The sequence below is a fragment of the Microbacterium sp. WCS2018Hpa-23 genome, from assembly GCF_031843845.1.
Lineage (GTDB): Bacteria > Actinomycetota > Actinomycetes > Actinomycetales > Microbacteriaceae > Microbacterium.
The window spans coordinates 213,608-234,685 of record NZ_JAVTIZ010000003.1 but is presented as its reverse complement, the minus strand read 5'-3'; the positions used below and the strand labels follow the sequence as shown (position 1 = coordinate 234,685).

25 protein-coding genes are annotated in these 21,078 nt (G+C 67.9%); 10 read left to right on the top strand and 15 right to left on the bottom strand.

Annotated elements, in window-relative coordinates; translation table 11 throughout:
* Positions 1-8: 8 nt before the first annotated feature.
* The 3 genes from RQG77_RS06650 to RQG77_RS06640 all read right to left on the bottom strand — a co-directional run bounded on the left by RQG77_RS06650 (position 9) and on the right by RQG77_RS06640 (position 1,797).
* Positions 9-875 (bottom strand): alpha/beta hydrolase, encoded by an 867-nt coding sequence (locus RQG77_RS06650; RefSeq protein ID WP_311244033.1) that lies wholly within the window; start codon positions 873-875, stop codon positions 9-11.
* Between the two features lie 113 nt (positions 876-988).
* Positions 989-1,663, bottom strand: a complete 675-nt coding sequence (locus RQG77_RS06645; RefSeq protein WP_311244172.1) for an SDR family NAD(P)-dependent oxidoreductase — start codon at positions 1,661-1,663, stop codon at positions 989-991.
* A gap of 5 nt (positions 1,664-1,668) precedes the next feature.
* Positions 1,669-1,797: a hypothetical protein gene (locus RQG77_RS06640; protein WP_311244032.1), complete on the bottom strand. Its 129-nt coding sequence runs from the start codon at positions 1,795-1,797 to the stop codon at positions 1,669-1,671.
* A gap of 59 nt (positions 1,798-1,856) precedes the next feature.
* Between RQG77_RS06640 and RQG77_RS06635 the strand changes: the two genes are divergently transcribed.
* Positions 1,857-2,405 (top strand): TetR/AcrR family transcriptional regulator, encoded by a 549-nt coding sequence (locus tag RQG77_RS06635; RefSeq protein WP_311244031.1) that lies wholly within the window; start codon positions 1,857-1,859, stop codon positions 2,403-2,405.
* Positions 2,406-2,427: 22 nt separating this feature from the next.
* On the opposite strand, the gene RQG77_RS06630 is transcribed toward RQG77_RS06635, so the two are convergent.
* The gene (locus RQG77_RS06630) at positions 2,428-3,138 is read right to left on the bottom strand and encodes a hypothetical protein (RefSeq protein ID WP_311244030.1); all 711 of its coding nucleotides are present in this window, start codon (positions 3,136-3,138) and stop codon (positions 2,428-2,430) included.
* A 167-nt stretch (positions 3,139-3,305) separates the two neighbouring features.
* Here RQG77_RS06630 and RQG77_RS06625 point away from each other — a divergent pair, with 167 nt between their 5' ends.
* A complete protein-coding gene (locus RQG77_RS06625) occupies positions 3,306-3,707 on the top strand; it encodes a hypothetical protein (RefSeq protein WP_311244029.1) in 402 nt (133 codons plus the stop codon).
* Between the two features lie 24 nt (positions 3,708-3,731).
* Here the strand turns inward: RQG77_RS06625 and RQG77_RS06620 are convergent, their stop codons facing one another.
* The 5 genes from RQG77_RS06620 to RQG77_RS06600 are packed head-to-tail and all read right to left on the bottom strand — an operon-like array spanning position 3,732 to position 8,664.
* Positions 3,732-4,688: a siderophore-interacting protein gene (locus RQG77_RS06620; RefSeq protein WP_311244028.1), complete on the bottom strand. Its 957-nt coding sequence runs from the start codon at positions 4,686-4,688 to the stop codon at positions 3,732-3,734.
* Positions 4,678-5,478 carry an ABC transporter ATP-binding protein gene (locus RQG77_RS06615; protein ID WP_311244027.1) on the bottom strand — a complete coding sequence of 267 codons (801 nt, stop codon included), beginning with the start codon at positions 5,476-5,478 and terminating at the stop codon, positions 4,678-4,680. The genes RQG77_RS06620 and RQG77_RS06615 overlap by 11 nt, the downstream gene beginning before the upstream one ends.
* The gene (locus RQG77_RS06610) at positions 5,475-6,548 is read right to left on the bottom strand and encodes an iron chelate uptake ABC transporter family permease subunit (RefSeq protein ID WP_311244171.1); all 1,074 of its coding nucleotides are present in this window, start codon (positions 6,546-6,548) and stop codon (positions 5,475-5,477) included. Before RQG77_RS06610 ends, RQG77_RS06615 begins: the two co-directional genes overlap by 4 nt.
* A gap of 5 nt (positions 6,549-6,553) precedes the next feature.
* Entirely contained in the window at positions 6,554-7,576 is a 1,023-nt protein-coding gene (locus RQG77_RS06605) for an iron ABC transporter permease (protein ID WP_311244170.1), read from the bottom strand.
* Positions 7,577-7,629: 53 nt separating this feature from the next.
* Positions 7,630-8,664 (bottom strand): iron-siderophore ABC transporter substrate-binding protein, encoded by a 1,035-nt coding sequence (locus tag RQG77_RS06600; protein WP_311244026.1) that lies wholly within the window; start codon positions 8,662-8,664, stop codon positions 7,630-7,632.
* 189 nt (positions 8,665-8,853) lie between these two features.
* Between RQG77_RS06600 and RQG77_RS06595 the strand changes: the two genes are divergently transcribed.
* From RQG77_RS06595 to RQG77_RS06575, 5 genes are all read left to right on the top strand, one after another.
* Positions 8,854-9,141: an SAV_915 family protein gene (locus RQG77_RS06595; protein ID WP_311244025.1), complete on the top strand. Its 288-nt coding sequence runs from the start codon at positions 8,854-8,856 to the stop codon at positions 9,139-9,141.
* Entirely contained in the window at positions 9,138-9,434 is a 297-nt protein-coding gene (locus tag RQG77_RS06590) for a hypothetical protein (protein WP_311244024.1), read from the top strand. The genes RQG77_RS06595 and RQG77_RS06590 overlap by 4 nt, the downstream gene beginning before the upstream one ends.
* On the top strand, positions 9,431-10,612 hold the full coding sequence (locus RQG77_RS06585; RefSeq protein WP_311244023.1) for a hypothetical protein: 1,182 nt from the start codon (positions 9,431-9,433) through the stop codon (positions 10,610-10,612). The genes RQG77_RS06590 and RQG77_RS06585 overlap by 4 nt, the downstream gene beginning before the upstream one ends.
* A gap of 64 nt (positions 10,613-10,676) precedes the next feature.
* On the top strand, positions 10,677-11,375 hold the full coding sequence (locus RQG77_RS06580; protein WP_311244022.1) for a hypothetical protein: 699 nt from the start codon (positions 10,677-10,679) through the stop codon (positions 11,373-11,375).
* 7 nt (positions 11,376-11,382) lie between these two features.
* A complete protein-coding gene (locus tag RQG77_RS06575; RefSeq protein WP_311244021.1) occupies positions 11,383-12,159 on the top strand; it encodes a hypothetical protein in 777 nt (258 codons plus the stop codon).
* A gap of 206 nt (positions 12,160-12,365) precedes the next feature.
* Here the strand turns inward: RQG77_RS06575 and RQG77_RS06570 are convergent, their stop codons facing one another.
* From RQG77_RS06570 to RQG77_RS06555, 4 genes are all read right to left on the bottom strand, one after another.
* Entirely contained in the window at positions 12,366-12,569 is a 204-nt protein-coding gene (locus tag RQG77_RS06570) for a cold-shock protein (protein WP_056310329.1), read from the bottom strand.
* A gap of 77 nt (positions 12,570-12,646) precedes the next feature.
* Positions 12,647-15,532, bottom strand: a complete 2,886-nt coding sequence (locus tag RQG77_RS06565) for an AAA family ATPase (protein WP_311244020.1) — start codon at positions 15,530-15,532, stop codon at positions 12,647-12,649.
* A 68-nt stretch (positions 15,533-15,600) separates the two neighbouring features.
* Positions 15,601-15,852 (bottom strand): hypothetical protein, encoded by a 252-nt coding sequence (locus RQG77_RS06560; protein WP_311244019.1) that lies wholly within the window; start codon positions 15,850-15,852, stop codon positions 15,601-15,603.
* Positions 15,853-16,011: 159 nt separating this feature from the next.
* On the bottom strand, positions 16,012-16,467 hold the full coding sequence (locus tag RQG77_RS06555; protein ID WP_311244018.1) for an SRPBCC family protein: 456 nt from the start codon (positions 16,465-16,467) through the stop codon (positions 16,012-16,014).
* A 118-nt stretch (positions 16,468-16,585) separates the two neighbouring features.
* Between RQG77_RS06555 and RQG77_RS06550 the strand changes: the two genes are divergently transcribed.
* Positions 16,586-17,620: an FUSC family protein gene (locus RQG77_RS06550; RefSeq protein ID WP_311244017.1), complete on the top strand. Its 1,035-nt coding sequence runs from the start codon at positions 16,586-16,588 to the stop codon at positions 17,618-17,620.
* 110 nt (positions 17,621-17,730) lie between these two features.
* Here RQG77_RS06550 and RQG77_RS06545 read toward each other — a convergent pair whose 3' ends face one another.
* Complete coding sequence (locus RQG77_RS06545) at positions 17,731-17,913, bottom strand: hypothetical protein (RefSeq protein WP_311244016.1); 183 nt, start codon at positions 17,911-17,913, stop codon at positions 17,731-17,733.
* 105 nt (positions 17,914-18,018) lie between these two features.
* Here RQG77_RS06545 and RQG77_RS06540 point away from each other — a divergent pair, with 105 nt between their 5' ends.
* Complete coding sequence (locus tag RQG77_RS06540; RefSeq protein ID WP_311244015.1) at positions 18,019-18,687, top strand: DNA alkylation repair protein; 669 nt, start codon at positions 18,019-18,021, stop codon at positions 18,685-18,687.
* A gap of 47 nt (positions 18,688-18,734) precedes the next feature.
* Here the strand turns inward: RQG77_RS06540 and putP are convergent, their stop codons facing one another.
* Positions 18,735-20,249, bottom strand: coding sequence for a sodium/proline symporter PutP (gene putP / locus RQG77_RS06535; protein ID WP_311244014.1), 1,515 nt, complete (start codon positions 20,247-20,249; stop codon positions 18,735-18,737).
* Positions 20,250-20,356: 107 nt separating this feature from the next.
* Here putP and deoD point away from each other — a divergent pair, with 107 nt between their 5' ends.
* Positions 20,357-21,070, top strand: a complete 714-nt coding sequence (deoD, locus tag RQG77_RS06530) for a purine-nucleoside phosphorylase (RefSeq protein ID WP_311244013.1) — start codon at positions 20,357-20,359, stop codon at positions 21,068-21,070.
* Positions 21,071-21,078: the final 8 nt, after the last annotated feature.

Here is a 21,078-nt window from a genome sequence, read left to right as displayed (position 1 = left end):
TGTCCGCCCTAGGACCGGTCGAGCACCTCGCGGAGCTTGGCGGCGAAGGCCTCGGGCTGGCCGGCGTACCCGAACTCGCCACCCATGAAGCCGCCGTGGTGACTGGGGAAGACCGTCGCCTGCTGGGCGAGCTGCTCGGCCAGGGCGATCGCGGTGCGGCCGGTGTAGACCTTCAGCGACTCCTCCCCGACAGCGACCACGATCCGGGTCGGCGCCGCCTTCAGAGCCTCGATATCCGGAACGTAGAGAGGAACCGCCCAGGAGAGTTCGGACAGCAACGGGTCGTCTCGCTTGCCATCGTCATCGGTCGGCATCCCGAATGCCGCGGGGTCAGGTGCGGGCTGAGCAAGGTATTCGTCGGTGACTTCGCCCTCCCACGAGGTCATCGCGATGAACGCCGCCATTCCGGCTCCCCATCCCTTGTCCTGATACGCCCGCGTATAGGCCACCCGCGCACGATGCACAGCGTCGGCATCCGGCAGCACGCTGTCGATCGGCGGCTCGTGGGCGACCAGAGTCGCGACATCGTGCGGGTGCGCGGCGACCAGAGCGAGTGCACTCACTGCTCCGCCGCTGCTCGCGAGCATGTCGACCGGGCCGGCGCCGAGCGCCTCGATGATCGCGTGGACATCCTCGGCCTGGGTCTCCGGCTCGTTCGTGACGCCACCGTCCTTGCGCGTGCTCCGTCCCAACCCTCGCGGGTCGTAGGTCACCACGGTGCGATCGTCGAACAGCTTCACCTGCGCCTGGAAGCCGCTCGCATCCATCGGCTGGCCGATCATCATCAGCGGAGGGCGACCGTCTGCGGTCGGCAGCGGTCCGTGCACGTCATAGACGAGGTCGACCTCCGGTAGCTCGAGCGTGTGCTGCGTCATGGACGGCCTCCTCATCGTCGAACGATTCCACTGGGATGCTACGACGCGGCCCCCGGGCGCCACCGCTTCGCGAGCGAGCGAGCGAGCGCTCGCGACGAATGAGGAGCAGCGCGTCAGGCGGTCGGGAACCTCGGATCGAGAGCGTAGTCCTGACGCCTCAGCTCGAGCGCCGCTGCGACCTGAGCGGGGGCGTCGTCGCCGACGAGCACCCGAAGGCGGGGGTCACGGGCGTCCGCGACTCGGGCGAGGATCGCCGCCGCGGCATCCTCGGGTGTCGTGCCACCGCCTGACTCCCCCGCAGGCCACGGCACCTCCGCGGTGCCGAACATCTCGACTCGCTGCTCGTCGTAGTCACTCAGGGGCGAACTGAACCGCATGCTCGCGCCTGCCCACTCCGTGTCGAGCGAGCCGGGCTCGATCAGCGAGACACGGATGCCGAATCGTTCGACCTCCGCGGCCATCGCCTCACTGAAGGCTTCGAGGCCCCATTTGGTGGAGTTGTAGAGCCCGAGCATCGGCATCGTCCCGACGGCTCCCACCGTCGAGATCTGCACGATGTGTCCACCACCCTGGCGGCGCATGATCGGGATGACGGCTTGGCTCAGCCATAGGGGGCCGAGCAGATTCGTGTCGACGATCGCCCGGGCGTCCTCTTCCGACGCCTCTTCGACCGCCCCGATCACGCCGTAGCCGGCATTGTTCACGAGCACGTCGATTCTGCCGAGAAGGTCGGCGGCACGCTGCACGGTGTCGTGCACCGCCGCGCGGTCGCGCACGTCGAGGTTCATCACGGTCAGCCGCTCGTGGTCAGGCAGCGTGTGGTCGCCACCACGGCGTGCCCTGCGTCGAGTGCGGCACTGGTGAGCGCTCGCCCGAGGCCCCGACTGCTGCCGGTGATGAACCATGTCTGCGGTGAAGTCATGTCGAGATCGTATCGCGAACTGGACGCACCGTCTCGTTTGCTCCTGTATCGTTCTGAGAATGGCCCGTGAACGAACTCGCAGCAAAGTGCACGCGGCAGCGCTTTCTCTCGCGAGCGAGCGCACGCTGGGGGCGATCACGATGGAAGGGATCGCCGCGCGGGCGCAGGTCAGCAAGCAGACGCTCTACCGATCATGGTCGTCGACCGGCGAGATCCTCTTCGACGCGCTCCTTGCCCGCAGCCTCGACGAGAACGGCAGGGTCACCGTGCCGAACTCAGGCGATCTCGCTGTCGACCTCGCGGAGCTCGCGACCGGCATGATCGAGGAACTGGCCGACCCGACTCAGGAGCGACTGCTGCGAGCAGTCACCGCTGAGCTGCAGTCCGACGATGCGCTGGCGGCCCAGTTTCGCGAGCTGTTGCTCGGGCCGCAGATGAGCGGGATCTCTGACCGGCTGCGTGAGGCGAACGTGCGTGATCCCGAGGATGTCGCGGAGCTGTTCGTCGGACCGATCTTCCACCGCTGGCTGCTTCGCAGCCGACCGTTCGATGCGGACTGGGTGACCACTCACGTGGAACGCATCCTGAGAAGCGTCCGCGCGGGGTGACGTCAGTCGAGGATCGGTTGGCTCACTCGTATGTCGTGAGGGCGAGGTCGATCAGGGGCAGGCTGTCTCGGGGAACCACCGTCGTGCAGACCACGTTCTCATCGACGCGGAATCCGACCGCGTAGACGAACGGGTCGGTGTCGATCTGCACGCCCGATCGATTCTGGCCGTCGACCGTGACAACGGCATCCCTCGCCGCCGATGTCTTCGCCTCCCACCCGCCGTCGTCACCCTCGCTCGGCAGGTCGGGTAGTCCGAGCTCCTCACGGAATCTGTTGCGCAGTATGTGATTGGTGTGGTCGACGAGCTGCTGAGCGAGCGAATGCCGTTCGCGGTCGGGTGACGCCTGCCAGCTGGACCGCACGGCCTCCCAGAGCATCGGGTACTTGAGCAGCTGAGCCCGCTCGATCAGCCACGCCGGGCGTCCCCACGGCGGTTCCTCGTCGATCGAGCGGCGGAGGCCCGGGTCCAGCTCGACCTCATTGCGAGGGTCGGAATGGTCGTCGGGATGCCGCCACAGCGTGTAGTTGAACGACACCGACGACTCCGCCACTCCCGCCGACGAGCCCATTCCCGTCGGCGTGCCCATCTCCATGAAAGATGCGCCCGGTATGCGTGTGAGCGACGGCTGCGGTCGCAGCTGGAACACCGGGTAGGAGAGCCCGCGCACACGAGCTTCGAACCCGGCGCTCGGATCAGGGGCGTCCATCGGCACTACTCCGGCGTACTCCATCCGCCCAGTCTGACCTCTGTCGCGACGGACCTCCAGGACTCGGAGCGCGACGTCTGCGCGGACCGGGCGACACCTGTCATCCCACGCACGTCGCCGAGCAGCGAGCGGCTCTCCGTTGAAGCGCCGAAGAACCCCACCTCGCGCGCGTAGTGCGACAGTATGGGGCGATGCGCCATCGCTCACGACTCGCCGTTCTCGCGCTCGGGCTGACCGCCGTCACCCTGCTGTCGGGGTGCAACTTCTCGGCGACGACCCTGTCAGTCTTCGAGACCGAGCGCGAGGCTGCAGACGAGCTGCCCACGCTCGAGGATGATTCCTATGGGTCGGTCGATGTCGAGTCGAGCCACTACGTCGGAGAGTACGAGGGTGTGTCGCTCTGGGTCGCGAAGGGCACGGATTCTCCGGCCTGCATCGTGGCCATCACCGACCCGAAAGACGACTGGATGGTCGGATGCGGCGGCCTGCCGACGAGGATCAGCGGCTCCGGTCACACGTTCGAGTTCCGCGCCGACGATTGGCCCGCCCCCGAGGGCATGACCCGCGTCTCGGACAACGTCTACGCCGAGTAGCTCACCGACGCTCAGCCCGCAGACTCAGCCGCGCATGGCGACGCCGCGGCGCCAGTAGCCCATGAAGGCGACCTGCGAGCGGTCGATGCCGAGGTCCTTGACCAGATGGCGGCGCAGGGTCGTGACGACTCCGCTCTCGCCGGCGATCCAGAAGTAGCGCTCGGCCGGAGCATCCGCCGCCGCGATCTCCTCGCCGAGCCCCGAGTAGTCGGGCGTCTCCCAGAGCAGATCCTCGGACTCGATGTCCTTCACGTCGATCTGGTCGCCGGCATCCGCATCGCCCAGGTAGCCGAGCACGGCGGGAATGAGCCGCACGCCGTGGGTCTCGCCCGCATCGCGGGGCAGCCAGTGCACCTCGACCCCGGCGGGAGCGTCGATGCGCAGGATGTCGGCTGGCGACGGCACCTCGATGAACGCACAGCCCCGAAGGTCGCTCGGGGCGTCTTCGAGGATGCGGGCGATGGCGGGGGCCGCAGTCTCGTCACCGGCGAGAAGCACTGCCGTCGCGGTGCCGGGCTCGTACTCGGCCCCATGATTGTCCGCGGCCGACAGGCCCCGACGCGGTCCGACGATGAAGAGCTCCTGTCCGACGGCGGCCGCATCTGCCCAGCGCGATGCGGGTCCCGTGAGCCCGGGTGCCAGGTGCAGCACGAAGTCGACGTCGAGCTCGGTGCCGGCATCCGACACCCGCAGCTCTCGCACCGAGTAGGTGCGCATGGATCCGCGCTCGTCCTCTGGCACGGCAAGGAATGACCCCCACCAGTCATCGGTGTCGCGATCGAGATCGGGGAGGATGCCGGATGCCGGCGGGAACACGATCTTGATGCGCGAGTCGAACACGTCGCCCGGCGTGCCGAACTCGTCGAGATCGCCGCCACCGAACGTCACCCGCACGAAGTTCGGCGATACCCGGGCGACACCGCGCACCTCAGCGCGGGCGAGCACGTAGGTGGGGCGTTCGGTCGTCGTCTCAGCGGACATGATGCCTTCCGATCGGGGTGACCATCGGCTTCCCGGATACCGGGTCGATGGTGATCTGGTTCGCGAGGTCGAAGACCTCCTCGACGAGTTGGGCGGTCACGACATCCTGAGGAGCACCGGTGGCGTGCACCCTGCCCTCCTTCATCGCGACGAGCTCGTCGGAATAACGTGCGGCGAGGTTGAGGTCGTGCAGCACCATGACGATCGTGGTGCCGCGTGAGACGCTCAGGTCGGTCAGGAGGTCGAGCACCTCGACCTGGTGCGCGACGTCGAGGAACGTGGTCGGCTCGTCGAGCAGCAGGATGTCGGTCTCCTGCGCGAGCGCCATGGCGATCCACACCCGTTGGCGCTGGCCACCCGACAGCTCGTCGACGCTGCGGTCGGCGAGATCGGTCGTGCCGGTCGCGGCGAGAGCATCCGCCACCACCTCGTAGTCGTGCGTGCTCCAGCGGGCCAGCATCTTCTGATGCGGATGCCGACCGCGACCGACCAGGTCGGCGACGGCGATGCCCTCGGGTGCGACGGGCGACTGCGGCAGCAGGCCGAGGATGCGCGCGACCTCCTTGGTCGGGCGCGAGTGCACCGATTTGCCGTCGAGCACGATCTCACCGTCGGTGGGCGACAGCAGACGGGCGAGCGAGCGCAGCAGCGTCGACTTGCCGCATCCGTTCGCCCCCACGATCGTCGTGATCTTGCCGGGCGCGATCTGAAGGTCGAGTCCGTCGATGATCGTGCGGTCGCCATAGGCGAGGGTGACGGACTCGGCCGCCAGAGTGTGCGCCTCGGTCACAGGGAGCCTCCCGAGCGGTTGGTGCGGATGAGCAGATAGATCAGATACGGAGCGCCGAGCACACCGGTGATGACGCCGACCGGGTAGCGCTCGCCGAACGCGAACTGTCCGATGAGGTCGCCGCCGAGCACAAGCACCGCCCCGACGAACGCGCTGGGAAGCAACAGGTTCGCGCCGGGGCCGGTGATGCGGGCGGCGATCGGACCGGCCATGAACGCGACGAAGGCGATGGGTCCGCAGGCGGCCGTCGCGAAAGCGAGCAGTGCGACAGCGCCGAGGATGAACAGCAGGCGGGTGGTGTTGACGCGCACTCCGAGACCCGATGCCGAGTCGTCGCCGAGCTGCATCGCCCCCAGCGCCCGGCCCTGCGAGAGCAACAGCGGCAGGATGACGGCCGCGGCGATCGCGAGGGGCATGACGCGCTCCCACGAGGCGTTGTTGAGGCTGCCGGTGAGCCACTGCATCGCGGTCTGGATGTCCCAGTTGGCGGCGCGGGACAGCATGTACGAGATGATGCTCTGCAGCATCGCCGCGACGCCGATGCCGATCAGGATCAGGCGAGTGCCCGCGAAGCCGTTCTTGATCGACAGCAGGTAGATGACCCCGGCCGTGAGGATCGCACCGCCCAGTGCGAGCAGCGAGACGAGCGGGCCGTTGACCGAGAGCACGATGATGCCGAAGACCGCCGCCGCACCCGCGCCGTTCGAGATGCCGATGATGTCGGGAGACGCGAGCGGGTTGCGCAGCAACGTCTGGAACGAGACGCCGGCGATGCCGAAGGCGAAGCCGGCGAGGATCGCGAGTACCGCCCGAGGAAGCCGCAGCTCGCCCACCGTGAACGATGCGCCGGGAACCGTCTGGCCGAGCATGACGCGGATCACCTCGTCGAGCGGATAGAACGTGTTGCCGATCATCAGCGCGACGGCGAACAGCACGACGAGCATCGCGCCGAGCACGATCGTGGCGACGGCATGGCGACGGTGGCGCGAACGGCGCCCCGCGATGATCGCGGCGACGGCGTCGTGAGTACGCTCGGATGCCGCAGGAGTCTGGGCCGCGGCCCGGTCGATGGTGCTCACAGCTCACGCACCTTCTGTCGACGGACGATCCAGATGAAGAACGGGGCTCCGATGATCGCAGTGATGATGCCGACCTGGATCTCCTCCGACGAGGGAGCGATCACGCGGCCGACGATGTCGCTCGCGAGCAGCAGGGCGGCACCTGCCATGGCCGAGAACGGCAGCAGCCAGCGGTGGTCGGTGCCGATCAGCATCCGGCAGACGTGCGGGATGACGAGACCGACGAAGCCGATGGGGCCGGCGATCGCGGTCGCGGCTCCGGCGAGGATCACAGCCCCGAGCGCCGACATGAGACGCGTGCGGAAGACGTGCTCCCCCAGCCCCTTGGCCATGTCGTCGCCGAGCGCGAGGGAGTTCATGCCGCGGGCGCTCGCGAAGCAGATCAGTGCGCCGAGGGCGAGCACGGGTGCGGTGATCGCGATGCGCGGCCATTCGGCGCCGCCCACTCCACCGATCTGCCACGACTGGAACGCCTGCAGCAGGTCGACCCGGGGCAGCATGATGGCGCTGATCAGCGAGGCGAATGCGGCCGACGTGGCCGCACCTGCGAGGGCGAGTTTGAGGGGGGTCGCGCCGCCACGGCCGAGCGAGCCCACCGTGTAGACGAAGGCCGCGGCGAGGGCTGCCCCGATGATCGCAAGCGCCATCTGGCTGTAGGCGTCGGTGAGGCCGAGGAAGGCGAGGCCGAAGACGACGGCGAGCGAGGCGCCGTTCGAGACGCCGAGGATGCCGGGATCGGCGATGGGGTTGCGGGTGACCGCCTGCATCGTGGCGCCCGAGAGCGCGAGAGCGGCGCCGACGAGGAGAGCGAGCACCGTGCGCGGGAGGCGCTTGATGATCGCGGCCTGGGCCAGCGTGTCATCCTGCCCCGCGAGGGCGGCGAAGATGTCGTCGATGCTGACGGCGCGCACACCGAAGCAGATCGACAGGATGCAGAGCACGAGCAGCACTCCGAGGCCGACGAGCAGCCAGAGCGAGCGCGCCCATGCCGGGCGCCGCAGGTCTGCGGTGCCCGGCATGGGAAGGGTGACAGCGGTCACGGGAATTCAGTGCGCGAGGGTGACGCCGAAGGTCACTTCGCGGCGAGCGGTGCTGCCAGCAGAGCGAGGTAGTCGGAGAGACCCCACGGGATCGACAGCGGCGAGGGGTTCGCGGAGGCGGCGATCGGAGTGGCATCCGGGAGGATCGCGATGCGGCCCTCGGCGATGGCCGGGATCTTCGACAGCAGCGGGTCGGCCTGCAGCGTCGCGATGAGCGACTCGTCGCCGTAGGTCACGAAGACGTCGACGTCGTTGAACTTGTCGGCCTCTTCCGAGCTCACCGAGAGGTAGAACTCCTCGCTGTCGGCGTTCTCCTCGACGATCGACGGGAGCGGAAGGCCCAGGTCGTCGTGCAGGTAGCCGGGGCGCGTGTCGATCGCGGTGTAGTAACCGACCTGGCTCAGGTCGCTCGGGTCGACGTAGGCGAACAGGACCTTCTTGTCCTTGAGCGCGCTGTTCGCTTCGAGAGCGGCCTCGGCGTCGGCGTGCAGGTCCTCGATCAGCGCCTCGCCCTCGGCCTCGAGACCGAGAGCCTTCGAGTTGAGTTCGATCATCTCGTCGACCGGGGTGCCCCACGCGACCTCGGGGTACGCGACGACCGGGGCGATCTTCGAGAGGGTGTCGTACTCCTCCTGCGTGAGACCCGAGTAGGACGCGAGGATCACGTCGGGCTCGGTGTCGGCGACGGCCTCGTAGTCGATGCCGTCGGACTCGTCGAACAGCACGGGCTCTTCGCCGCCGAGCTCGTCGAGCTTCTCCTCGACCCAGGGCAGGATGCCGTTGTCGTCGTCGTCGCCCCACGTGGCCTTGCTCATGCCGACCGGAACGATGCCGAGAGCGAGCGGAACCTCGTGGTTCGCCCAGGCGATCGTCGCGACGCGCTCGGGCTTGGTCTCGATGGTGGTCTCGCCGTACGCGTGTTCGATCGTGACGGGGAAGGCACTGTCATCGGCGGGGTTTCCGCCGGCGGACTCGGAATCCGAGCCGGTCGACGGAGTCGCGCAGGCGGTGAGGCCGACGGCGAGGGCCGCGGCGACACCGGCGGCGATGAGACGAGAGGTGCGCACAGGCATTCCCTTCGGGTTGGGATGAGGGGGTGCGGCGCAGAGGGGCGCCAGGCTTTGGTAAGCCTGGCCTAATCTAACAGAAAGTTAGGCAACCCTCATCTCGAGGGCCGCGGGGGACGGCATATCGCGCCGCCGTCGCGCCGCCGACGAGCGTGGCGCTACCCTCGATCTGAGCCTGAGGGGGAACTCATGGAATACGTGGCCTCGCGAGAGATACCACCGGTGGTCTACGTGCCGATCAGCGGCGTGGAGTCCGAAGGTCGAGCACAGATCGAACTGCGGCGGCTTCAGACCGGGCAACTGGCGATCGCCGCGTTCTCCGCACTCGATCGACTGCATGGCGAGCTCGGCTCCGCTCAACCCTGGTTGCTCGTGCGCATCGCCGACCTCGAACGCCAAGCGGCGAACCGAGACGTCTCGAGAGTTCTGCTCGATCCGAGGCTTCCGCGATCGGCCACCTCGGGCGGCGCATCATGAGCCGGATCGATGTCGACCCCGAACGTCTGGACGACAACGCCGCGCAACTCGAGGAGGTCGTGGAGCTCACGAGAACCGCTCTCAGCACGTTCCCGGACTCCGTCGACGGCGGCGAGGGCTCGGAGCCGATCGCCGACGTCATCAGCCGCATCATGTCGATGCTCGAGCCCTTCGGATCGAGCTACATGATGATCGCCCGGATCCTTCGAGATGTTGCTGCGGAGACGATCACCAACGAGGAGACCACTGCAGCAGAACTGCAGAAGATCGCGGACGCGGTGGGGCCGGTATGACCGCCAGCTTCACGATCCGTGTCGGCGGTGACCCCTCTGCGATCCGTGATGCCGCGGAGTGGATGCGGCATTCCGCGGAGAAGGCGGCGTCCGAGGGCGACCTCGCCAGCGGTGATGACGCGATCAACGCCTCGACCTACTGGCAGGGCGAGTCGGCGGCGGCTTTCACGGACATCTCTTTCGACCTGGTCAAGGCCGCCAGGGAGATCACCGAGATCGCGGGACCCTTTGCCGAGGCGATGCACATGTTCGCCGGCAAGATCGAACGGGTACGAGAGCATTTCGCCGGCTACCTGCAGCACGCGCAGGACATCGGTCTTCGAGTGGTGGGCGAAGAGGTGTTCCGCTCCGTCTGGGTGGGGCCGGTGCCGCAGTCGACCGACGATCCATCGTGGGAAGACTGGCGAGAGCACCAGCGACTCGAGCGGGACTACGGGCGCATGCAGCGCGACGTGGTCGAGTGGCACGCCGACCTCGGAGTCTGGATCTCCGAGAACCTCATCTCTCTCGCCTCCGGTCCGTCCGACGCGGTCAGCGCCGAGGAGATCCACGCGAGGCTGCGTGAGGGCGCCCACACCCTCCTCGACGGAGGCGCCACGTATCTCGGCATCGACTGGACGAGCAGGGTCAACCAGCTGAACATCGACGCGAGGACGTATCGGGATCTGGCTTCGGAGATGGTGCGAAAGTCGGGGGTCACGGGCGATCCTGCGCTGCGAGAGCTGCTCAGGGAGAAGCTCGCGGCAGGACTCCCTGACACGTTCGACGCCAAGGCATCCGACTTCGAGAGCTTCTCGGATTTCCTCAACAGTGGCCGCAGAGTGCTGGAGGTCGCCGGCCCCGCCGGCGATGTCTTCTTCGGCGTCTGGAACATCGCCGAAGGAGAGGCCCCGCTCGATGTCGCGGTCGAATGGGCGGGAGGCGCGCTCGGAGGCGCGGTGGGAGGCGAGGTCGCCGCAATGCTCGCCTTCCCCGCTGTCGCCTCCGTCGGGCTCGGCGTCGGCGGCGCGGCCCTCGTGGGATGGGTCGCCTCGGAGGTCTGGGGAACCGTCGCACCTTCGTGGAAAGAGGGCATCTACGAGTTCGTCGCCGACGGGTTCATCGTGGCCGGAGACATGGGTGAATCCGTGGGCGACTGGTTCTACGACGTCTCCGAGACCCTGAGCCACAGTGGCTGACCGTCGACGGCGTCAGACCACGCTGAGCCAGTACGCAGGCGTCGGCCGCCGCCGGACGATAGACGTGGTGAAGCTGTCTTTCCTTGTCCTCCTTCTTGCCGGCGCCGCTCTGATCATCGCGACCGGCGACAACCCCTTCGGCGCACCACTCGTGATCGGGTTGATCGCGATAGCGGCGCTGGTCGTCGGCATCACGCGCCCCTCGCACCGCCCCGGCGACGTGGATGTACTCACATCGACCGGCACGATCATCGCTCGCTCCCGGCGACGCGTCATAGTCTGGTGCCTCGCCCTTATGCTCGTCGCCGCGGCGACCTGCATCGCGTACTTTCTCGCCCTCGACTTCCCTGGAGGGATTCCGGGCAATCGCTCCGCCGGATTCCTCCTCATCGCCATCGGCTGTTTCTGCTACGCCGCATGGCGTCTGATCGGCGCCGTGACCTCGACTGACCTTCGACTCGACGCCGAGGGCGTTCACATCTCCTCGCCGGTGCGCAGGACACGCCTGATCGAGTGGGACGACATCATGCTGACGACCGGCACCGAATCGCACCTCGTACTTGTGCTCTCCGACGGCACCGAGCCGTCGTTCCCGTTCCGACACCAGGCGACCGATCCTCAAGTGCTGCGCGCCCTGATCGATCGGTGCAGCGCTTTTCCCGCGGCTCGCGAGCGCATCGGCGACATGATCCTCGGGGATCTCCTCGTCGATGCGGCACCCGACGGCTCGCTTCCCAGCGGACCACCGACGGCTCGAAAGTGAGATGACCATGAGCATCCTCCGCCAGACCACGATCGAGCGACTGGCCTATCCCCTCCCTCCTTTCGCCTCGACGAGGGCTTTCCGGTTTCCGCTCTACGGTTTCGGCGCCGTCGCCCTCCTCGCCGTCAGCTTCGAGAACGTGGGTCTCATCAAGGCCTTGCTCGGAGGGTGCTTCGTGATCATGGCTCTGCTGTGGGCACAGGCGATCAACGAACCGTCGATTCCCGGCGGGGTCGAAGTGCACACGTCGCCTGGAGCGATCTCGGCACGGTCGAAAAGGACCGCCGGCATCTATGCCGCCGCGCTTCTGGCTGTCAGCGCCGTCCTTCTCGCGCTCTACGTGTGGGTCGCGGCCGCCGAGGGTCTCAGTCGACGCCTTTCGTACAACCTGTGCGCTGCGCTCGCACTCGTCGGCGTCGGATACGCGATCTGGCGCCTGATCGCTGCGCTGCGCTCGGTCGACTTACTGTTCGATACTCGCGGGCTGACCACCGCGGCACCGCTCTTCCGCAGCCGCACACTGGACTGGGACACGATCGACCATGCGGTCGGCGATCGCAAGCACCTCTCCCTCACGCTCTCATCGGGGGAGGTGCTCGTACTCGACACCCGGCTCCAGCGCACGGATCACACCGTTCTGGCCGAGCTGATCAACCGGTGCGCGCAGCATCCCGTCGCCCGAGGGCGCATCGGCGACGTGATCCTGGGCGACCTCCTGCTCGATGCGGCACCCGACGGCACTGAGCCCGTGGAACCGAGTGGAACCGCGCCCGCTGAGCGGTGAGCCCTCTCCGTCACCTCGAAGATGGCAGGTCGAGCGGGCCAGTTGCGCATCGCGCGATTGAGCGGGGCCAGTAGCGCATCGCGGACGGGCGAATCGGATGCGGAACTGAACCCGGACGTCCAGCATCCGCCCGAAGACCCCCGGGGCATGCAGAAAGCCGGCCGGATCCGTGAGGATCCGGCCGGCTTCAGGAAGTCAGCGCGCGCTCAGAGAGCGCGGATGTTCGCCGCCTGCATGCCCTTGGGGCCACGCTCAGCGTCGAATTCGACCTTCTGGTTCTCGCGGAGCTCCTTGAAACCGGAGCCGGCGATTGCCGAGTAGTGGGCGAAAAGGTCGTCCGTGCCGTCATCGGGAGCGATGAAGCCGAAGCCCTTTTCCGCGTTGAACCATTTCACAGTGCCAGTGGCCATGTGTTTTCTACTTTCTGTTTTCAAACGGCCGCTTGCGCGGCCCGCGCCGTGACGGAACGTCCGACATACGCGCGTCCTCAACGTACCACGGCAGGCTGACCGCTGGCTCCGAACTCCGACTTCTGCTGCAGGACGGCCGCCTCAGTGCGCGTGCCCACGCCGAGCTTTCGCAGGACGGCCGATACGTGGACGCTCACGGTCTTCGCACTGATGAAGAGACGCTCACCGATCTGTCGGTTGCTGAGACCCTCGACGATCAGCTCGAGAACCTGCCTCTCCCGCGCGGTGAGGTGGTCGGCTTCCGCGACGGCAGCGGCGGACCCGGATGCTGCGGCGAGGCCCGCCGCGGCGGAGAAAGCCCCGACGGTCTGCATGAGCGGAACATGCCCGAGCCGTCCGGCCTCACCGAGCGCGTGGGCGAGCACGGCGGCGGCTTCGGTGCGATCGCCCGCGTCGACGAGCAGCCGCGCGAGCTCGAGCCTCGCCGTCACCCGGAATGTCACGGGCACGTCATCGTCATCCGCGAGGTCGACAGCAGCGCGCATCGCAGGGATCGACGGCGAGAGCATCGCGTCGAGGATCATCCCCCACCGGTCGCCCTGCAGCGGGACGGGCTGTGCGAGCCATGCTCCCCGAACCTCGCCGATGGCCTCTGCAACGTCGACGCCCGTCGCCCGGAGCTCGGCGATCAGCCACGAGGCCTCGAGGAGAAGGCGGCGCTGGTGGAGGAAGACAGGGCCGGCGTCCGCCAGCATCGCTCTCACTTCGGCGAGCGCTCGCGCGTGATCGCCCCGCCCTTCGGCGACGGCGACGCGCATCATGACCTCGTCGTACCAGATCTGCCGTTCGACGCGTCCGGTCTCTTCGAACGACGGATGCCACTCGCGCAGTATCTCGGCCGCCTGCTCGTGCCGGCCCCGCCACGACAGCACGCGCACGCGCGTCATCGTGGAGTACATGTGCGAGATGCGCAGAGTCCGCTGCGAGAGCTCGCGCGCCAGCATCCCCTCGACGCGGTCGATCTCACCCATCTCGAGAAGGGGCACCGCCATGTTCTGCGTCATCAGGGCACCGGTCGTGCGCTCGACGCCGAACGCCCGCGCCGGGGCGAGGCCGTCTTCGGCGACCTGCACCGCGTCTCGGTAACGCCCGAGCAGCCCCAGAAGGTCGGAGTAGTTCACCCGATATCGCATCTCGGCGTTCGTGCCCTTCGCCAGCCGCAGGGCGAGGGCGTACTCACGATGCCCGGCCTCGAGATCGCCCAGGTGTGCACGGGCGCCGCCCCGGACGTTCGCGGCGATCGATGCTTCATCATCGGACCCCGCGCGAACCGCACGCTCTCCGGCTTCGATCGCCAGCGTGATCGCCTCATCGAGACGCCCGGCGATCATGTATCTGCTCGCCAACTGGTTGAGGATCGATGCGCGGAGCCGATCGTCGTCGACCCTGCCGTCGAGCACCTCGAGCGACTCCTGAAGCAGCGCGATCGAGCCTTCGCGCCCGAGATTCATCAGGTAGTACGCCTTGTCGCGCAGGAGCCTCGCATGCGTGCGCGGTTCGACGGCCGCCGGTTCGACCTCGTCGAGCGCGACGTTGACCACGGCCAGCGCCCTCTCACCGTCTCCGGCGTTGCGCAGCACCGACCCGAGGGTGCGCAGCAGCTCGAAGCGCTCGATGTCGACGACGCTCTCGGCGTCGGGCACCTGGATCCACAGATCGAGGGCGAGCTCGCCGAATCGGGCAGCGCTCGCGAAGGCGAATCGCGACTTGGCGTCGAGCATGGCGGTGACGGCCGCGGCGAGCGCACGACGGTCGTCTTGCGCGAGCTGCCAGTGATAGGCGAGTGCTGCGGGGTCTCCGCTGTCGGTGCCGGTGCAGTTCTCTTCGAGGGTCTCGGCGTACGCCCTGTGCAGTCGCGCGCGCTCACCCGGGAGCAGGTCGTCGTGCACGGCTTCGCGCAGCAGCGCATGCCGGAATCGGTAGTCGTCGTCGACCACGACGAGGATGCCGCTGAGCGTCGCCTCGCGGATCCCCTCGTCGAGGCGCGCCTCGGGCAGACCGGCGAGCCGGGTGACCAGCGGATGCGTGAGCGGGCGCTCAGCACCCGACACGACCTGCACGACGCGCCTCGCATCATCGCCGAGCCGGTCGAATCGGGCGAGCAGCAGGTCACGCAGGCTGCCGGGGAGGGGACCTGCCGAGCATCCGGCGATCTCCTCGACGAAGAACGGCACACCCTCTGCACGCTCCTGGATGCGCTCGAGCGCGGAGTCGCTGAGCGGGGCTCCGGTGATCTCCTCGGCGAGCCGTCGCACGGATGCCGTCTCGAGCCTCTCGACCGTGACCCGCTCGAGAAGACGCGCACGGGTGGACTCGCCGATGAACCGGCTCACGGCATCGCCGCGGCGCACGTCGTCGGTGCGGCAGGTGAGGACGAGCAGGATGCGCCCTCGCGCCAGTGTGCGCAGCAGGAACGAGAGGAGCGCGAGGGTCGACTCGTCGGCCCAGTGCAGGTCTTCGACGACGAGCACCTGCGGAGCGAGCTCTGCGGCAGCCTCGATGAGAGACGCGATCGCATCGCGCAACCGGTCGGGACTGGTCTGCGAGCGGTCGGTCGGATTGAGCTCGGGCAGCAGCATGCCCAGCGCCTCGACTCCGACGCCGAGCTGGTCACGCACGCGATCGGCGCCCATGAGCGCGACGATGGAGCGGAGGATGCCGGTCAGCGGCCCGAACGGCGTGCGCGATGCCCCGAGGTCGAGGCACCAGCCGACGTGGACGTCGGCGCGGTTCGCCACCTCGGCTCCGAACTCACGCAGCAGGCGCGACTTGCCGATGCCCGCCTCACCCTCCACCAGGGCCGCGACGGGGACTCCCTCGACCACCTGGTCGAAGAACCCGCGCACGATCGCGAGCTCGGCCTCACGGCCGACCATCGTGGCGCTGGGAGCGGACGGGGGCATGGATTCATCGTCCCACCCCCGTCCGACATTCAGGGCGCTCCACGCGTCTGCTGTCGGCAGAGCAGAGTTCACCGGGCTGCGACCGGTTCGCACCCTGCGGCGGCCCGGCGGTCGGCGGGTGCGGAGGCATCCGCCGTGGCGGCGCGTGCACCGGTGATGGCGCGCAGCATCCGCTGTCCTGCTCGTCGGATCGGGCCGGCCGCCCGCGGGACGATCTGGTCGGCATGCTCGGCGATGAAGCGACGGCGCTCGGCCGCCCGCTGGATCCGGTCCTGCTCGTATTCGGTCACCTGGTGGGCGAGGTAGGGGTGCTCGTACATGACATCTCCTCGGTTGGGATGTCCCTACACTCCGCTCTGAGGTGCCCCGCCGACATCGGGAGGATGCCCTATCTTTGCGCCTCCGACCGCCCCGGCGCACGGAACGAGGCCCGAACGACAGCGGGGACTACCGCCGTTCGGGCCTCTCACCTGGGTGTGTCAGGCGTCTACGTCGCCGCGCCACGAGCCGGTCTCGGCGCCGCGCTTCTCCATGAACTCCTTGAAGTTCTTCAGGTCCTTCTTGACCGCATGCGAGCCTGCGCCCACGAGCGAGCCGACCTTCTCGAGGAAGCCTTCGGGCTCCCAGTCGATCTGCACGGTCACGCGGGTCGTGAGGTCCTCGATCTTGTGGAACGTCACGACACCGGCGTGCTCCGTGTCACCGCCGACGCTCTTCCACGCCACACGCTCGTCGGGATGCTGCTCGGTGATCTCCGCGTCGAACTCGCGCGTCGCGCCACCGACGTTCACGGTCCAGCGGTTGTGTGTGTCGTCGACCTGGACGATCGACTCGACCTCGTCGAGGAACTGCGGAAAGCTCTCGAACTGGGTCCACTGGTTGTAGGCGACGTCGATGGGGACGTGGACGTCGATGGTCTCGATGATCTGCACCATGTGATGCTCCTCACTGTTCGTCGTTCGTGTCGTCCCATTCAGCGCGAGTCCCGGAGTGTTGGCGACGGGGTTGACATCAGCGTCTGGGCAGGGAAGCTTGCCGAGTAGCGTTGTGCACATGCGCATCCATGCCGCGATCCGCGCCTCGAAGCGCTCGCCTCTGCTGCAGGTGGTGAAGTCCGCCGCGGCGACGATCGCCGCGTGGCTGCTCGCGGGCTGGGTCGTTCCGGGACAGCTGCCCGTGTTCGCCGCGATCGCCGCACTGCTCGTCGTGCAGCCCAGCGTCAACCAGTCGCTGTCGAAGGCGCTGGAGCGCAGCATCGGCGTCATCGCTGGCGTGATCATCGCCGTCTCGCTGGGCCTGCTGCTCGGATCGCCCAGCTGGATCGTGCTGCTCGCGATCGTCGTGGCCATGCTCGTCGCGTGGGCGTTCCGCGCCACGCCGGGCACCGGCAACCAGGTCGCGATCTCGGCGATGCTCGTGCTCGCCCTCGGCTCGACGCCCGACTACGCCCTCGCCCGCATCGTCGAGACCCTGATCGGGGTCGCGATCGGCATCGTCGTCAACGCGCTGATCGTGCCGCCCGTGCTCGTCGCGCCCGCCCGGCGCGACCTCGGACTGCTCGGCGCGGAGCTCGCCGCGAGCCTCGACCGCCTCGCCGACGCCCTGCCCGAGCCGCAGACGCCGGCGAAGCTGCAGGAGATCATGCTCGAGGCGCGGTTGCTGCGTCCGATGAAGGATGCCGCAGAGGCATCGATCGAAGCCGGTGAGGAGTCGCTCACCCTCAACCCGCGCCGCTCGACACATCGTGAGGAGCTCGTCGAGATGCGCGCGCTACTCGAGCGACTGTCGCCGATCGTGACACAGACGATCGGCATGACCCGCGCCTATTTCGATCACTACGACGACTCGATCGGTCAGGAGCCCGCGGTCACGGCGATCGCCGAGCAGCTGCGCCGAGCGGGCCATGACGTGCGCCTCGCCGTGCAGATCGCCGACGTGTCGCCCGAACCCGACACGCTGACCTCGGCCATCCCGGCGCTCACAGCACCTCTCGTGATCCGGCCGCCGTCGTCGACGCATTGGATCTTGATCGGATCGCTGATGGAAGACCTGCGGCGCATCCGCGGGGAGCTCGTCGAAGAGGAGTGAGCGCGAGCGCGCGTTCACAACTCAGCACAGACTGACGCGCCGGGCCGTTCCGGCCCTGTTCCGAGCCCGTCGCGGAATTCATGCTGAGTTGTGAGCGCCAGCGCGTGGCGTCAGTCCTCGTCGGGGTCGTCGGCGAGCACGTCTCCCTGGTCGTCCGAGGCGGGATCGGACGGAACGACCGTGGGCGGCTCGCCCTTGTTGGCCTCGGCGCCGAGGTTGTCCTGCTCCTCGGGGCCGGGCGACGGCTCGGTGCTGATGTCGTTGCTGCTGATGTCATTGCTGTCGCTGCTCATAGGCTTTTCCTCTCGTCGGCGTTGAGGCTGATCGGGTGAGGCTACGGTGAGCCGTGTGACGAGACCCGGGCCTTGACAATCGCCCCGGAGGCCTACCCTGGTGACATGTCCGATATGACCGTCGCCGAAGCGCTGGCCGAGCTGGCCGCGATCGAGGATCCGAAGATGCGCGCCGCGAACGCGAAGCGCGGCGACGACCACGGCATGAACCTCAGCCGGCTCCGGGGAGTCGCCAAGCGCGTCAAGACCGATCAGCCCCTCGCGAAGGAGCTGTGGGCGACGGGCGACACCGGCGCACGTCTGCTCGCCCTTCTCATCTGCAAGCCCCGCGAGTTCACCGCCGACGAACTCGATGCGATGCTGCGACAGACGCAGGCCCCCAAGGTCAACGACTGGTTCGTGAACTACGTCGCCAAGAAGACACCGCTCGCCGAAGAGCTGAGGCTGCGCTGGTTCGACGACTCCGACCCGACGGTCGCCGCGGCGGCGTGGTCGCTCACGACCGTGCGGGTCGCGAAGGACGCCGACGGCCTAGACCTCGCGCACCTGCTCGACCTGATCGAGCGCGATCTGCAGGATGCTCCGAAGCGCCTGCAGTGGTCGATGAACGAGACGCTCGCGAACATCGGCATCTTCCACCCCGAGCTGCGGGCCAGGGCGCTGGAGATCGGCGACCGCCTGCAGGTGCTCGCCGACTACCCGACCGCGCCGGGCTGCACCTCACCCTTCGCGCCCGCGTGGATCGGCGAGATCGTGCGGCGGCGCGAGGGCTGAGCCGCGACGGGCTGAGCCCCGCATCCGGCGACTCAGCCCTGCGTCCGTCAGCGAGTACTGCCGACCGCATCCGCTCGCGGTGTCGTCAGCATCGCCGCGGCGTCGCTGAACTCCTGCTCGATCTCGTCGTTGCGCGTGTAGGTGACGAGGCTCACCACCACGGCCGCGATGAATGCGAGCACGAAGGCGGGGAGCAGCTCGTAGAGCTCGGTGTCGAGGGCCTTCCAGACGAACACCGTGACCGCGCCGACGAACATGCCCGCGAGTGCACCCCAGTTCGTGAGCTTGCGCCAGAACAGGCTGAGCAGGATGATCGGGCCGAATGCGGCGCCGAACCCCGCCCACGCGAACGACACCAGTCCGAGGATCGAATCGTTCGGCGTGATCGCGAGGAGGATCGCGATGATCGCGACGACGAGCACCGCCATCCGCCCCAGAAGCACCAGCCTTTTGTCGGACGGCGGGGTCTTGCGCACCACCTTGTAGAGGTCCTCGACCAGCGCAGACGAGCACACCACCAGCTGGCTGGACACCGTGCTCATGATGGCCGCCAGCACTGCGGCCAGCACGAGACCGGCGACGAACGGATGCAGCAGCGTCTGCGACATCAGCAGCACCACCGTCTCGGGGTTGTCGAGGGTGATCCCCTGCTGCGCCATGTACGCGATGCCGACGAGGCCCGAGATGATCGCACCGAACATCGACACCACCATCCACGAGATGCCGATGCGGCGTGCGCTCTTGGCCTCCTGCGGTGAGCGCAGCGCCATGAACCGCACGATGATGTGGGGCTGCCCGAAGTATCCGAGGCCCCAGGCCAGCGCCGAGACGATCGCGAGGAATGTGCCACCGGTGACGGCTCCGCCTCCGAGCAGCGACAGGAAGCCCTCTCCCGCGTTCTCCGTGATGAGCGTCGACGTCTCCTCGAGACCACCGATCGCGATGACGGCGGCGACCGGGACCACGATCAACGCGATCACCATCATCAGCCCCTGCACGACGTCGGTGAGGGACGCTCCGAGGAACCCGCCGAAGAGCGTGTACAGCAGGGTGATGCCGCCGACCAGCAGCATCCCGAACAGGTAGTCGCCGTTGAACGAGCTCTCGAAGAAGACGCCTGCGGCGACCATGCCCGACGAGATGTACAGCGTGAAGAACACCAGGATGATGAGACCCGAGACGATGCGCAGCGAGCGGCTGGAGTCTCGGAGCCGGTTCTCGAAGTAGCTCGGGATCGTGATCGAGTTGCGCGACACCTCGGTGTAGGCGCGCAGCCGCGGGGCCACCAGCAGCCAGTTGAGGTAGGCGCCGATCGTCAGACCGATCGCGATCCAGGCCTCGATGAGCCCGGCGGCGTAGATCGCGCCCGGAAGCCCCATCACGAGCCACCCCGACATGTCTGCTGCGCCGGCACTGATCGCTGCGACCCACGGCGGCAGGTTGCGACCGCCGAGCATATAGTCCTCGTGGTCGGAGGTGCGCTTATAGGCGAAGTATCCGATGAGCAGCATGCCGGCGAAGTACAGCCCTAGCGCTCCGTACAAGAAGATCTGGTCGGACATCGTCGTCCCTCCCGAGCGGTGCCGATCACCGCTTCGGTACCGATGATGTCAAGACGGATGCTGTGCCGGGGGCACGCCACGCAGAGGCGCCTGGTTACGCTGAATCCATGAGCACGCACATCGCCGCACAGCCCGGTCACATCGCCCCCATCGTCCTGTTCCCGGGCGACCCGCTGCGCGCGAAATGGATCGCCGAGACGTTCCTCGACGATGCCGAGCTGTATTCCGAGACCCGCGGGATGCTGGGCTACACCGGCACCTGGGAGGGCCACCGCGTCTCGGTGCAGGGCTCGGGCATGGGCCAGCCGTCTATGGCGATCTACGCGAACGAACTGTTCGAGGAGTACGACGTGCAGACGATCGTGCGCGTCGGCTCGTGCGGCGCTCTGACCGAGAAGCTGCAGGTGCGCGACATCATCATCGCCAATGGCGCCTGCACCGACTCGGGCATCAACCGGGTGCGTTTCCACGGTCTCGACTACGCGCCCGTCGCGGACTTCGGCCTGCTGCGCGCGGCGGTCGAGGCGAGCGAAGAGGAACCGCTGGACTCGGCCGTGCACGTGGGTCTGCTCTTCTCGAGCGACCAGTTCTACAGCACCCGCCCCGAGCTCACCGAGCCGTTCGTGCAGCACGGCGCACTCGGCGTCGAGATGGAGGCAGCAGGCCTCTACACCCTCGCCGCCTACTACGGCCGTCGGGCCCTCGCCATCTGCACCGTCTCGGACCACATCGTCACGGGCGAGCAGACCACGGCCCAGGAGCGCGAGCAGACCTTCGGCGACATGATCCGCATCGCCCTGCGCGCCGCGACGTCGGTCTGAGTCTCGCG